Raw genomic sequence first — 13,092 nt, 5'->3', positions numbered from 1 at the left:
GCTTACCTTGAACCGATCCACGCTGCTCGACGCAAAGCGTGAGTTCCATGATGGCGGCCTCAAAGGCAAGCTGGTTCTGATAGATCTTGAGTAGCAGGGAAGGGAGCAGATCTGAATTTGGCATCGCGAATCCTCCGTCGAAGAGATCGGCGTAGCAGCACGAAAGTTTTTAGGACTGGAAGATCTTTCTAGTAGGGCAGAGCAATCCGCAGACCGCACAGGTTTTGATCGGTAGTTCACTCTTCTTCAAAACGACTCCCCGGCATCCAGTTTGGCGAGCAGCTTCTGGCCACGATCCCAGAGTGCTTGCTGCTTGGATTCAGTCATACGATCGAGGTTTTTATAGACCATGCCCATGCGCTGATTGCTGCGCAAAAGGTCGCCGTGACGCATCAGAAAATGCCAGTAAAGCGAATTGAAAGGGCAGGCGTCGTCCGTCGTGCTTTCACTGACTTTGTACGCGCAGTTACGGCAGTAGTCGGACATACGCTTTATATATTGGCCACTGGCGCAGTAAGGCTTGGAGCCCAGGTAACCACCATCGGCATGCATGACCATGCCCAATGTATTGGGTAGCTCGACCCAGTCGAATGCGTCCATGTAGATCGCCAGGTACCAGTCGCAAATCTGGCTCGGTGCGATGCCCGCCAGCAACGCAAAGTTGCCGGTGACCATCAACCGTTGGATATGGTGGGCATAGGCATGTTTCAAACTTTGGCCGATCGCCTGGCCCATGCAGTTCATCTTGGTGTCGCCTGTCCAATAGAACTCTGGAAGCGGCCTGCTGTTGCCAAACAGATTGCCGCCGGCGTAGTCGGGCATTTTCAGCCAGTAGACGCCCCGTACATATTCACGCCAGCCAATGAGTTGACGGATAAAGCCTTCGGCAGCGTTTAATGGAATGCTGTGCGCCCAGTAAGCAGCCTCGACGTCGCTGCACAATTGACGCAGATCCAACAGGCCAATATTCAGCGCGGCGCTGATCCGCGCGTGGAACAGGAAGGGTTCATCACTGGCCATCGCATCCTGGTAGTCGCCGAAGGCTGCCAGACCCCAGTCGAGGAAGTAGTCCCACAGCGCTTGGGCATCGGCGTGAGTCACCGGGTAGTCAAAGGTGTCGAGGGCGCCGTAGTGGCTGGAAAAGTTTTTTGCAACCAGCGCCAGCACGTCCTGAGTGATGGCATCGGCCGAAAAACGGAGGGGTGAGGGGGCTCTAACGCCTTTTGGCAGTGCCTTGCGATTTTCGGCATCAAAGTTCCAGGCGCCGCCGACCGGGCTGCCATCGCCGTTGAGCAACAAGCCACTCTTGCGTCGCATCTCGCGGTAGAAGAACTCCATGCGCAGCTGCTTTTTGCCTTCGGCCCAGGATGCAAATTCGAATCGGGTGCAGTAAAAACGGGTATCGGTATGCCACTGAATCGCCAAGCCGCAATCTTTGAGCGACTGCTCAAGGCGCCAGTCACCGCATTCTGTCAGGTGCAACTCATCCGGCTGCAGCAGCGACTGCCAGCGCCGTAACTCGCCCGGCACCGAGCCGCTATTTTGCGGATCATCGAGCGTGACGTATTGCACGCGAATGCCACGCTGCTGCAATGCCTCAGCAAAATGGCGCATGGCACTGAAGATCAGTGCGATTTTTTGCGGGTGATGGGGCACATGACTGGCTTCCTCCATCACTTCGACCAGTAAAACCGTATCACGCTCGCTGTCCAGCCCCTTCAATGAGGCCAGGTCAAAAGACAACTGGTCGCCCAAAACCAGGCATAGTCGGTGAGTCTTATTCATTCGACGGAGTCCAACGGAAGGTGACTCACCAAGGCGCAGTCAGCGAGAAAGGAATGCGTAACGGCTCAATGCGCCCTTCACGTGAGCCGCACATCTCGTCATGAACGCACTGCTGCACAAGCACGCAGGGGAATGGCGGGACAAACTGCAACAACTCACGCAGGTGATTGATGGAGCGAAGGTGCATAGGCTTCGCTGTATCGTCCAGCAACGTGAACTGGCCGTGATCCAGCCCGACTCGCGCCAGATAAAAACCGCCTTCCAGAGACAGCAGCTCCAACTCTCGTACTTCGCCATTGGCGGCCCGTTCGGTCAACGCTTGCAGATTCAAGGTTCACTCCCTGCCTACCACGGTAGGCGTTCTCCGTTATAAGCAAAGAAATCGCCGCTGTCGGCAGGCGCCAAGCGGTCAATCAGTGATAACAATTCGCGGGCAGCGAGGCTTGCAGGCCTGGCGGCAGAAGCGCCTTTAAAGGGCTGGGACAGGCCCGAAATGACCGTGCCTGGATGAAGACTCAGCAAGCGCGTCTGAGGGCGTGTTCGGGCTAGTTCAATCGCAGCCGTTTTAATCAACATGTTCAACGCTGCCTTGGAGGCGCGATAGGCATACCAGCCGCCCAGACGGTTATCGCCAATACTGCCGACCTTGGCGGAGAGCACGGCCATTGCGCCGCGAGCGTCAAGCAAGGGCAAGAAGTGACGCAAAATCAGTGCAGGCCCGAGTGTGTTGACTTGGAATATCGCCTGAAGCGCATCCGCTTCAATAGAGGTGTAACTTTTTTCAGGTTTGATGTCTTCGCGATGAAGCAGACCGGCAGCATGCAAAATCAACTGATACGGGGCTTCTTCGGCTAATTCGGCGGCTGCGCTGGCGATGCTGTCGGGCTTTTCCAGATCCAATCCTGGAGCACTATTGCGCCCCAGCTCACGAACAAACGAGCATCGTGGATCTTCGTTGAGCAACTCACAAAACGCCGTGCCGAGCGCTCCACTGGCGCCTATCACCAAGGCGCGATAGCCATAGCCGAGTGAGTTCATCTCAAAGGAACTGTTCATTTTGCCTCTCCCACACCTTGTGCAGATTTTGGGCCTTAACTGCGTCGCCCAATCAGTTGCAGGAACTCGAGACGCGTAGCGGATGACTCGCGAAAGGCCCCCAGCATCACTGAGGTCGTCATCACCGAGTTTTGCTTTTCCACGCCCCGCATCATCATGCACATGTGCTTTGCCTCAATGACCACGGCCACGCCGGCCGCATCGGTGATGTGATGGATGGCATCAGCAATTTGTTTTGTGAGGTTTTCCTGGATCTGTAAGCGGCGGGCGAACATATCGACGACTCGGGCGACCTTTGATAGACCCAGTACCCTTCCTGTGGGGATGTACGCGACATGAGCCTTGCCGATGAAGGGCAGCAGGTGATGCTCACACAACGAATACAGCTCGATATCGCGCACGATAACCATTTCATCGTTTTGCGATTCGAACAGGGCACCGTTGGTCACGTCTTCCAGACTCATCGTGTAACCATTGCAAAGGTATTGCATCGCTTTGGCTGCGCGCTTGGGCGTGTCCAGCAGTCCTTCACGCTCAGGGTTCTCGCCTACAGCGACGAGAATTTCACGGTAATGTTTGGCTATTGATGGGTTCATTTAGACTCCTCGCAGCCATGCTGCGCTTCATGTGGCGGCAATCCTTGGCAGTAGGAAAGTGCCTGCTGCGCACCAGAAAACACGTTGTGCACACGATCAGCTATGACCCAGGTTCTTCGTCGGGCCAATGTCAAAGCGAAGCGTTCTAGGGCTGCTTTGTTTTCAACGTGGGCCGCTCGTCTGGTGCGGGTTTTGACTCCGGCACCCTGCAACGGTCATCCACACAGCGACGGCGGCCATCAGGGTGAGGAAGCCATGCCAAATGGGGGCGTAAGCGGCAGAAGAAGCGATAACCTAAAGCAAGCAGCGGTCGGATGCACGCCATGTCAATGGCGCAGCCCAAAACCCCAGGCCTGCGGCTCGCCAGCTCCACAAGGTGGCGTCCAGACCGGTTACCCAGCGGCCATCGGCGAAACGGGCGTGCAGCGAGGACTGCATTTGCTCGAAAGTGAACCCGAGTGCCTTGGCGTCGAACGCACCGCTGCTGATGTCAATAAAAAGCAGTCGACTCTCTGTGGCGTGTCGATTCAGGATTTTGATTTCACGCGCACACAGTGGACATTGACCGTCGAAGTACAGCGTCAGTGGCCAATCCTTTTTATTGTACATTTCTAGCGACCTTGTATAGGTTTTGTACAAGATATGCTGAAAGAAAAGGACTGACAATGGGCACGATTCATTTGGCTGTTACGCTCAAACTGGAAGAGCGGCTGGTGTTCATTCGAAGGCTGCACTTTTCCCCGAGCATTTTGAGCAGGTTCGTCAATGGGAGTCCGGAATTTGCACATCAGGTCAAGTCGCAATTGCCAGGCTAGACGGACAGCATTGAAACCGCGCTCAGGAGCCTGGCGCTCATGTGCTACGTGTAATGTGCGATACCGTAAATCCGCCGGGCTTCATGAATCGCCTTGGTGAATCCCCCCGAAAATCAGGGTTTGCTGCAGTTGGTGCCGGTCATTAACCGCAACGACGACGACCACCGGGCCAAACACCTCGTGCTGAAGTAACTCGTCATTGTTGATCAGTAGCTCAGCGTCGGCTTCGAATAGCTGTGGATGAGCCTGGCTGCCTTCTTGATGATGGCCTGCTCGATGGTGAATTTGACCAATTCCAGACGGATCCACCGCAAATGGCGTCTGCCTCTGTCCTAATCTTGAATACTCAGTGCTTGCCAGCTGAACCTCCCTCGACAAGATCAACGACCCTATATTGCTTGGGCGGTTATGTTCGGCATTGAAAGAGGGAGGCTTCGGCCTGAGAGAAAGGGCTTATGTCCAATGCGGTCGTGAATGATTTCATCCCGCAGCGGATCAGCGTCGTCCGGTCCGGGTGCTCACGTCTATCCATACGGCCAACACCAAAATGCTGCCTTTGACGATCATCTGCCAGTAACTGTCGACGTCAAGCATGGACATGCCGTTGTCCAGGCTAGTAATGACCAGCGCGCCGAGGAGGGCACCGTAGACCGTACCGGAGCCCCCGCGCATGGAGGTGCCACCGATAAAGCACGCAGCGATGGCGTCTAGTTCGCCCATGCTGCCGGCCGAGGGCGAGCCGGCGGCCAGGCGCGCGGTGTTCACCACGCCGGCGAGCGCACACATTACGCCCATGATGCCGAAAATCCAGAGCTTCACGGCTTGCACATTGATACCGGACAGGCGCGTTGCTTCCATGTTGCTGCCCACGGAATAGACGCGTCGACCGAAGACGGTCTGACTGGTCACGTAGGTGAACACACCCAGCAGAATCAGCAGAAGCAGAACCGGCACGGGGATGCCGTCATAGCTGTTGAGCGTTTGGACGAATCCGGCCAGCACTGCACCGATCAACAGCACTCGAAAAACGTCACGCGCCAGTGAATGTGGCGCCAGACCATGGAGCGCGCGATTGCGCCGTTGTTTCCAGGTCAGGAACAGCGTCAATGCGAACAGCAGAACGCCCAGGGCCATGCCCATCGTGTGTGGCAAATAACCCTGGCCAATGTAGACAAACTCCGGCGACACCGGTGCGATGGTCGTGCCGCCGGTAATCCCCAGTAAAATGCCGCGAAAAGCCAGCATGCCCCCCAGCCCCACGATGAAAGACGGGATGCGCAGGTACGCAGCCATGTAGCCGTTGGCAAGACCGATCAGCAGTCCGCACAGGGCGACAAGGCTGAGATTCGCCAGCAGCGGTATGTGGTAGATCACGTCGAGGATGGCCGCCACCCCACCGAGCAAGCCCAGCAATGAGCCGACCGACAAATCGATCTCGCCACTGATGATGACCAGCACCATGCCGCAGGCAAGAATCCCGGTGATGGACATCTGCCGCAGCAGATTGGACAGGTTGCGCGGTGTTAGAAATCCGCCCTCGGTCTGCCAGCTGAAGAACATCCATATCATTGCCACGGCAACCAGCAGAGCGAGCATTTTGTAGCGGGTAAAAAGTTGTTTGACCTGATTCATTACGCGGGTATCCGATCATTATTGTTATAGCCACCAGATTGACTGAGTGCGGCGGCGAGTACCTGTTCCTGGGTGAGTTCACGGTTGATGAAGTCGCCACGCAACTGCCCCTCGCCGATGACCAATACTCGGTCGGACACACCTAGCACCTCGGCCAGCTCCGAGGAAACCATGATGATCGACACGCCTTCGGCCGCCAGCGCTCCCATCAACTTGTAGATTTCGTACTTGGCGCCGACATCCACACCCCGGGTGGGCTCATCGAGGATCAGAACCCGGGGTTTGGTCAGCAGCATCTTCGCCAACACGGCTTTTTGCTGATTGCCGCCGGAAAGACTGGTAATCGGCAGGAACGGGCTCGCGGTATTGAGGTGCAAGCGCGATATTTCCCGATCGATGCAACCCAGCTCGGCTTCAGCATCAATGCGGGTCAGTTTCGAGTAACCGTCCAGCACGGCCAGGGTGATGTTCTGGCCGACGCCCAGGTCTGGAATGATGCCTTGACGCTTGCGGTCCTCGGGCACCAGGCACAGACCGGCACGGATTGACTTGAGCGGCGTGCGGGTGTCGATGGGTTGGCCGTCCAGCCAGACCTCGCCTTCATGGCGGCCTGGGTAGGCGCCAAACAACGCGGTCACCAGTTCTGTACGGCCGGCGCCGACCAGGCCGGCAATTCCGAGGATTTCCCCACGTTTGAGAACGAACGAAATATCGTCGACCCGTTTCCGTTTGGGGCTATCGACGTCGTAGCAGGTGATGTGACGGGCCTCGAAAATCACGTCGCCGATGTCGTGCGGCTCGGTAGGGTAGAGGTTGCTCATTTCCCGTCCGACCATCTGGGTGATGATCTGCGCAATGTCCATGTCCGCCATGGCGGTCGTGGCGATGTGCTTGCCGTCACGGATCACTGAAATGGTGTCGCACACGGCGGCCACTTCGTCGAGCTTGTGGGAGATGTAGACGCAGGCAACACCCTTGGCCTTGAGGTCGCGGATGATGTCCAGCAACACTTCGATTTCTGAGCGGGTCAGGGCCGATGAAGGCTCGTCGAGGATCAGCAGGCGCGCTTGCTTGTTCAGTGCCTTGGCAATTTCCACCAGTTGCTGATAGCCGCCGCCGTACTGCGAAACCGGTAGCGACACGTTCATGTCCGGCACTTTCAGTTCACGCATCAAGGCTTCGGCACGGTGGATCATCGCCGGGTAATTCATGCGTCCACCGGGCAGCGTCAGTTCATGGCCCATGAAAATGTTCTCGGCCACCGACAGGTCGGGAACCAGCGTCAGTTCCTGGTGAATGATGACGATACCGGCGGCTTCGGTTTCGCTGATGGATTGGGCCTTGAGCGGTTGACCATCCCAGAGAATTTCGCCGCCCCAAGTGCCATGGGGGTAGACCGCCGAAAGGATTTTCATCAGCGTGGACTTGCCGGCGCCGTTCTCGCCGCACAGTCCAACGCACTCACCCGGCCTGACTTTGATGTCGATGCCATTGAGCGCTTTGACACCGCCGAAGGTTTTGACGATACCGTTCATTTGCAGCAGATAATCGGGCATGGCAGAGACTCATGAGCGTGAGGTATGTGGCTGACACTGCAGGAACCAGGGGCTGGCCGGGCTCCCGCAGCGGGCCGTTGAGACGTTACGCTCTGCTGTTCATTTCCCGGCAATCTGTGCCTTGGTGTAGAACCCGTCCTGCTCCAGCAGGTCAATGTTGTCCTTGGTCAACGGGGTTGGCGTGAGCAGGATGGTGTCCACTTTTTTGCTGCCATTGTCGTACTGCGAGCTATAGGCGGGTTTCTCGTTACGCGCCAGTTGTACCGAGAGTTTGGCGGCTTCGGAGGCGATGAGTTTCAGCGGCTTATACACGGTCATGGTTTGAGTGCCATCGATCACTCGCTTGACCGCTGCAAGGTCCGCGTCTTGCCCAGAAATCGGCACCTTGCCAGCCAGTTGCTGAGACGCCAATGCCTGTATGGCGCCGCCTGCCGTGGCGTCGTTGGAGGCAACGATGCCATCGATTTTGTTGTCGTTGCGGGTCAAGGCGTTTTCAACAATGCTCAGCGCTTCGGTCGGGCTCCATTCCTTCACCCATTGTTGGCCAACAATCTTGATGTCCCCCCTTGTCGATGGCCGGTTGCAGCACTTTCATCTGCCCTTCGCGCAGAACTTTTGCGTTGTTGTCGGTGGGCGCGCCACCCAGCAGAAAGTAATTGCCCTTGGGCGCTGCGTGCAGCACGCCGCTGGCCTGCATTTCGCCGACCTTTTCGTTGTCGAATGAAATGTACGCATCGATATCGGCGTTGAGAATCAGACGGTCATAGGACACAACCTTGATTCCGGCCTTCTTCGCTTCGGCGACGGCGTTGGTCAGGACGGTGGCATTGAACGGCACGATGACGATCACATCGACGCCGCGGGAAATGAGGTTTTCGATTTGCGAGATCTGCTTTTGCTCGTTGCCATCGGCCGATTGTACGAAGACCTTGGCGTCCATTTTATCCGCTGCTGCGACAAAGTAATCGCGGTCCCGTGACCAGCGCTCCAGCCGCAGGTCATCAATGGAGAAACCGATTTTCGGGTGGGCGGCATCGGCCATCACCGGCAACGACAGCAGAGCCAAGGCGCCGGCCAATAGCGTGCGTTTTACGTTCTTCATGGTGGTGCGTCCTTTTATTGTTGTTGGAAAGACACTGCCTGATGATGAGTATCGGGCTGGTAGGACTGTAGAGAGTCGGCAGGCGTTGCGGACACAGATTTGTCGCGTAAATGTCACAGCCCCGTTGCCGACTGACTTCGCTGGCGATCAGCGATAGATGAACCGGTTGACGACGTTCTCGAGCATCTCCTGCCTGCCGCTGACGGCTTGCGGGTTCAGCTCGTTAGCGAATGCATGTTCGGCCAGTGACTGGAGGTTGAAGTCACCCGTCAGCACCGCCTGCCCGAACGGCTGCTGCCAGCCGGAGTAGCGTTGATCCTTGAGTTGCTGCAGTCGGTCGTTCTGAACCATGGCGGCTGCCCGTTCCAGAGACAGGGCAAGAACGTCCATTGCACCGATATGGCCATGGAACAGATCAATCTCATCGAGGCTCTGGCGGCGGACCTTGGAGTCGAAGTTGAATCCGCCATTCATGAACCCGCCGGCCTTGAGAATTTCATAGGTCACCAGGGTCATTTCTTCGACGCTGTTGGGGAACTGGTCGGTGTCCCAACCGTTTTGCGGATCACCGCGGTTGGCGTCGATGCTGCCGAAAATCCCCAGCGAGACGGCCGTCGCAATCTCGTGATGAAAGCTATGGCCTGCCAGGGTTGCGTGGTTGGCCTCGATGTTGACTTTGATTTCCTTTTCCAGACCGAACTGCTGGAGAAAGCCGAAAACGGTCGCGCTGTCGTAATCGTATTGGTGCTTGGTCGGTTCCTGCGGCTTGGGCTCGATCAGCAGGTCGCCTTTGAAGCCGATCTTGTGCTTGTGCTCGACCACCATGCGCATGAAGCGGCCCAGTTGTTCGCGTTCACGTTTCAGATCGGTATTGAGCAAGGTTTCGTAACCTTCGCGACCGCCCCACAACACGTAATTGGAGCCTTTCAGGCGTTGGGTGGCGTTCATGGCGCTGAACACCTGGGCGGCGGCGCAGGCAAACACTTCGGGGTCCGGATTGCTGGCGGCACCGGCGGCAAAGCGTGGGTTGCTGAAACAGTTGGCGGTTCCCCACAGCAGCTTGATTGCGCTGTCTTCCTGATGTCGCTCCAGGTGATCAACCATTTGCGCGAAGTGGTTGCGGTACTCCTTCAGCGAATTGCCCTCCGGGGCGACATCCGTGTCGTGGAAGCAGTAATAGTCGATACCCAGTTTGGAGAAAAACTCGAACGCGGCGGCCGCCTTGTCAATGGCCACCTCCATCGGGTCGCCGGTGTGTTGCCACGGGCGCTTGAAGGTTGCTGCACCGAACACATCGGACCCTGGCCAGACGAAGGTGTGCCAATAACAGGCAGCCATGCGCAGGTGTTCACGCATGGGTTTGCCGAGGATGACTTTGTCGGCGTCGTAGTGCCGGAAGGCGAGAGGCGAGTTGCTGTCAGGGCCTTCGTAGCGAATCTGGTCGACGTTGGGGAAGTACGGCATCAGGCAAATGTCCTTGTTGTTCTTGGCGGTGTCCCGATACTAGCAACGGCCCCGTTACCGCTGATTACGAAAATCATCAACACAGGGTGCGATTTTGAGTATTGAGATTCGTCGACCGGGCGCCTAGTCTGTGCCAATCGCCGTCCAGGACGGCTTGCCTCCAGACCATAATAAAAACAATGAAAATCGTACCTCCCGTGCACCGCATCGCGCTGCTGTTCAACGGCAGCAAGATCTATGACCGCGGCATCATCAGCGGCATCGGCAATTACCTGAGCAGCACCCGTGCCTCTTGGGACCTTTTTCTGGAGGAGGATTTTCTCTGTCGCCTGAAAGGCATCGAACGATGGCAGGGGGATGGGATCATTGCCGACTTCGACGATCCGCTGATCGGTGAGGCGTTGGCCGGCATCGAGTTACCCGTGGTGGCGGTGGGCGGTTCTTACGAGGATGAGCGCGCCTATCCGAAAGGTATCCCGTATGTGGCCACCGATAACGACGCCTTGATTACCCTTGCCTACAAGCACTTGATCGAGGCAGGGCTGACACGTTTTGCCTGCTTCAGCCTGCCGGAAGCGCAGGCCAACCGTTGGGCGCAGGAACGGGAAAAATCCTTTCGACGATTGATGCAACGCGATGGTCTGCACGCTGAGGTCTATCGGGGCATGGGCACCAGCGCGCCACTCTGGGACAGCGCCGTCGAGCAGCAGATCGACTGGCTACAGAGCCTGCCCAAACCCATTGGTATCATCGCCGTCAGTGACGCCCGCGCCCGGCAGTTGCTGCAAGCCTGCCTGACCGCCGGAATCGCCGTCCCGGAGCAGGTGGCACTGATTGGCATCGACAACGACCCGTTGACCCGCTGCTTGACCCGGGTCCCCCTGAGTTCGGTCATCCAGGGCACCGAAACCATGGGGCGCACCGCTGCGCGATTGCTGCACCAGATGCTGCACGGCATGCCCTCCACTGGCATGCACATCCTGATACCCCCGGATGCGATCAACGTGCAGGTCTCGAGTTTGCACCAACCCTTGGGCAACCCATATGTCATGCAAGCCCTGCTGTTCATTCGCCAATATGCCTGCCAGGGCATCAAGTCCGCGCAAGTGGCGGCCTACGTGGGGGTGTCTCGCTCATCGCTGGAATCGCACTTTCGCGATGTGCGAGGCTGCAGCGTCCACGACGAGATCCTGGGTTTCAAATTGGCAGCCGCCACCAACGGGCTGGAGAACACCGATTCAGCCATCGCCGACATCGCGCGCAGTTGCGGCTTCAAATCGGCGCAGTACCTGCACACCGTTTTTCGCCGCGAGTTGGGGTGCACGCCCCGTGAATACCAGCAGGGCGCCAGATAGCGACGCGAGGCGTGTTTGGTCAATTGCTGTGGGTTGCGACAGTCAATTGCCTCCCTTTCTTTGCAAGGTCGGCGATACCGCCGCCCGCTGTCAGTGTTCTCATTGCCTTATCCGAGTGGCGCGGTGACCGGAGCGATCACTCCATGCGCCGCGAGGATGAGATCGGCTGCTCGCTCGCCAATGACGACGCAAGGAGCCATGGTGTTGCCGACGGTGATGCGCGGCATGATCGAGGCATCGGCGATCCGCAATTTCTCGATGCCATACACGCGGAGTTGATGGTCGACCACCGACATCGCATCTCGGCCCATTTTCGCGGTGCAGGACTGGTGCCAGTAGGACACTGCAGAATTGCGGATGAACTGCTCCATGGCGCGGTGATCTTTTGGCCCGGGGACCACCTCGCGCTTTACCAACCCATTGAAGGCTTCGCTGTTTCCGATTGCCCGGCAGAGGTCGATCGACGCAAACGCCGACGCAATGTCCTCGGGTGCGCTCAGCGAGTTCGGCTCAATCAGCGGTGCATCCAATGGCCCGGCGCCCGATAGGCGCAAGCGTCCTCGACTGAGAGGCCTGGCCAGCCCTGCGAACGTCGTCCAACCCTGTTGCGGCGGCGGGATACCCACTTCAACCGGGGAGGGCACCGCAAATTCAAGCTGACAGTGCAGCAGGTCTGGGGCGTCCAGGCGACTGTCGCTTTTCCAGTACACAGTGGTTTCACAACCACCGCCGCCCACAGCTTGGGGTCGCAAGTATTCCCAGGTACAGGCAAAGGCAATATGGTCCTGAAGATTCTGACCCACGCCGGGAAGGTGACTGATCGGAACGATGCCATGGGTGCGCAGTTCGCGCTCCGGGCCGATTCCTGACTGCATGAGCACCTTGGGCGTATTCACCGCGCCCAGGGACAAGACGACTTCGGCTTCGGCATAGAAGCAGTGGCGTTGACCTTCGATGATCACTTCGACACCGACCGCCCGTGAGCCGTCAAGAAGGACACGGGCCACCAATGCGCCGGTGAGAACCGTAAGATTCGGTTGGTTCAGCAGTGGCCGGATATAGGAATCGTAAACGGACTCGCGCCTGCCCTGATTGATGCGCAGATCGGTGATCGCGGCCCCGCCCGGGCCTTCCATCATCGCTCCGTTGGGACTGTCATATCGGGGAATACCGAGACGGCTGGCCGCTTCCAGTATTGCCTTGGCGAGGGGCTGAGGCGTAGCCGGCTGCTCGACATGCACGGGACCACCAGAACCCCGCCGTGCGGCATCCGGGCTGCCGTGCCAGTTCTCGATTCTCCGGTAGTAGTCCAGTACCGAATCGTATCCCCAGGCAGCGTCGCCGGACTCGGCAGCGAAGTGATCCCAGTCCGATCGATGCCCGCGTGCCCAGACCATCACGTTGATGCTGGATCCACCCCCGAGCCCCTTGCCCATGTTCAAGGAAAGACGACGACCGTTGAGGTGGGGATTGGCTTGTCCTTCGAATGCCCAGTCGCGCTCCGAACCGAGGTTCAGCGGCCACTGCGCGGGTTCTACAACCTCTGGGCCGTTGTATTCGTTGCCTGCTTCAATCAATAACACGCGTGCGTTGGACTGTTGGGCAAGGCGGGCAGCAACCACGCAGCCCGCCGTGCCTGCGCCACACACGATGAAGTCGTAGTTGCGCTCACTCAGATGATTCATGCGTCCGTTCCGTATCGATGCAGCGGTTGAGTTCTGGGTTATCAGT

Annotated in this window: 9 protein-coding genes and 3 pseudogenes; 1 reads left to right on the top strand and 11 read right to left on the bottom strand. The window is 57.8% G+C overall.

From position 1 onward, the window contains the following. Positions 1–246 precede the first annotated feature (246 nt). From QMX98_RS01350 to xylA, 10 genes and pseudogenes are all read right to left on the bottom strand, one after another. On the bottom strand, positions 247–1,785 hold the full coding sequence (locus QMX98_RS01350) for a cryptochrome/photolyase family protein (RefSeq protein ID WP_282410118.1): 1,539 nt from the start codon (positions 1,783–1,785) through the stop codon (positions 247–249). Between the two features lie 25 nt (positions 1,786–1,810). Beyond that, entirely contained in the window at positions 1,811–2,116 is a 306-nt protein-coding gene (locus tag QMX98_RS01345; RefSeq protein WP_010460813.1) for a DUF6482 family protein, read from the bottom strand. A gap of 14 nt (positions 2,117–2,130) precedes the next feature. Then, positions 2,131–2,841 carry an SDR family NAD(P)-dependent oxidoreductase gene (locus QMX98_RS01340; RefSeq protein WP_154504893.1) on the bottom strand — a complete coding sequence of 237 codons (711 nt, stop codon included), beginning with the start codon at positions 2,839–2,841 and terminating at the stop codon, positions 2,131–2,133. Between the two features lie 35 nt (positions 2,842–2,876). Beyond that, on the bottom strand, positions 2,877–3,437 hold the full coding sequence (gene folE, locus QMX98_RS01335; RefSeq protein WP_010460809.1) for a GTP cyclohydrolase I FolE: 561 nt from the start codon (positions 3,435–3,437) through the stop codon (positions 2,877–2,879). Between the two features lie 145 nt (positions 3,438–3,582). Beyond that, a pseudogene (locus QMX98_RS01330) lies at positions 3,583–4,046 on the bottom strand (DUF393 domain-containing protein). Positions 4,047–4,375: 329 nt separating this feature from the next. Further along, positions 4,376–4,537 (bottom strand): annotated as a pseudogene (locus QMX98_RS01325) (aldehyde dehydrogenase (NADP(+))); the annotation flags it as partial. A 210-nt stretch (positions 4,538–4,747) separates the two neighbouring features. Continuing rightward, positions 4,748–5,884 carry a sugar ABC transporter permease gene (locus QMX98_RS01320; protein WP_282410117.1) on the bottom strand — a complete coding sequence of 379 codons (1,137 nt, stop codon included), beginning with the start codon at positions 5,882–5,884 and terminating at the stop codon, positions 4,748–4,750. After that, positions 5,884–7,440: a D-xylose ABC transporter ATP-binding protein gene (xylG, locus tag QMX98_RS01315; protein ID WP_282410116.1), complete on the bottom strand. Its 1,557-nt coding sequence runs from the start codon at positions 7,438–7,440 to the stop codon at positions 5,884–5,886. Before xylG ends, QMX98_RS01320 begins: the two co-directional genes overlap by 1 nt. Positions 7,441–7,539: 99 nt before the next feature. Further along, positions 7,540–8,542: pseudogene (gene xylF / locus QMX98_RS01310) on the bottom strand (D-xylose ABC transporter substrate-binding protein). A 147-nt stretch (positions 8,543–8,689) separates the two neighbouring features. Next, positions 8,690–10,006 carry a xylose isomerase gene (gene xylA, locus QMX98_RS01305; protein WP_154504885.1) on the bottom strand — a complete coding sequence of 439 codons (1,317 nt, stop codon included), beginning with the start codon at positions 10,004–10,006 and terminating at the stop codon, positions 8,690–8,692. 179 nt (positions 10,007–10,185) lie between these two features. Between xylA and QMX98_RS01300 the strand changes: the two genes are divergently transcribed. Beyond that, positions 10,186–11,361, top strand: coding sequence for a DNA-binding transcriptional regulator (locus QMX98_RS01300; protein WP_282410115.1), 1,176 nt, complete (start codon positions 10,186–10,188; stop codon positions 11,359–11,361). 107 nt (positions 11,362–11,468) lie between these two features. Here the strand turns inward: QMX98_RS01300 and QMX98_RS01295 are convergent, their stop codons facing one another. Beyond that, on the bottom strand, positions 11,469–13,046 hold the full coding sequence (locus QMX98_RS01295) for a GMC family oxidoreductase N-terminal domain-containing protein (protein WP_282410114.1): 1,578 nt from the start codon (positions 13,044–13,046) through the stop codon (positions 11,469–11,471). Between the last annotated feature and the right edge of the window lie 46 nt (positions 13,047–13,092).

Source organism: Pseudomonas sp. PS02303 (assembly GCF_029959925.1).
GTDB classification, from domain to species: Bacteria; Pseudomonadota; Gammaproteobacteria; order Pseudomonadales; family Pseudomonadaceae; genus Aquipseudomonas; species Aquipseudomonas mandelii.
Note: the sequence above shows the minus strand (reverse complement) of the source record. Positions and strands in the feature narration are given on the sequence as shown.

What these genes read in the sequence shown, in the direction of transcription:
- QMX98_RS01350 (WP_282410118.1), bottom strand. Translation starts at nt 1,785, where the DNA reads ATGAATAAGACTCACCGACTATGCCTGGTTTTGGGCGACCAGTTGTCT.
- QMX98_RS01340 (WP_154504893.1), bottom strand. Translation starts at nt 2,841, where the DNA reads ATGAACAGTTCCTTTGAGATGAACTCACTCGGCTATGGCTATCGCGCC.
- folE (WP_010460809.1), bottom strand. Translation starts at nt 3,437, where the DNA reads ATGAACCCATCAATAGCCAAACATTACCGTGAAATTCTCGTCGCTGTA.
- QMX98_RS01320 (WP_282410117.1), bottom strand. Translation starts at nt 5,884, where the DNA reads ATGAATCAGGTCAAACAACTTTTTACCCGCTACAAAATGCTCGCTCTG.
- xylG (WP_282410116.1), bottom strand. Translation starts at nt 7,440, where the DNA reads ATGCCCGATTATCTGCTGCAAATGAACGGTATCGTCAAAACCTTCGGC.
- xylA (WP_154504885.1), bottom strand. Translation starts at nt 10,006, where the DNA reads ATGCCGTACTTCCCCAACGTCGACCAGATTCGCTACGAAGGCCCTGAC.
- QMX98_RS01300 (WP_282410115.1), top strand. Translation starts at nt 10,186, where the DNA reads ATGAAAATCGTACCTCCCGTGCACCGCATCGCGCTGCTGTTCAACGGC.
- QMX98_RS01295 (WP_282410114.1), bottom strand. Translation starts at nt 13,046, where the DNA reads ATGAATCATCTGAGTGAGCGCAACTACGACTTCATCGTGTGTGGCGCA.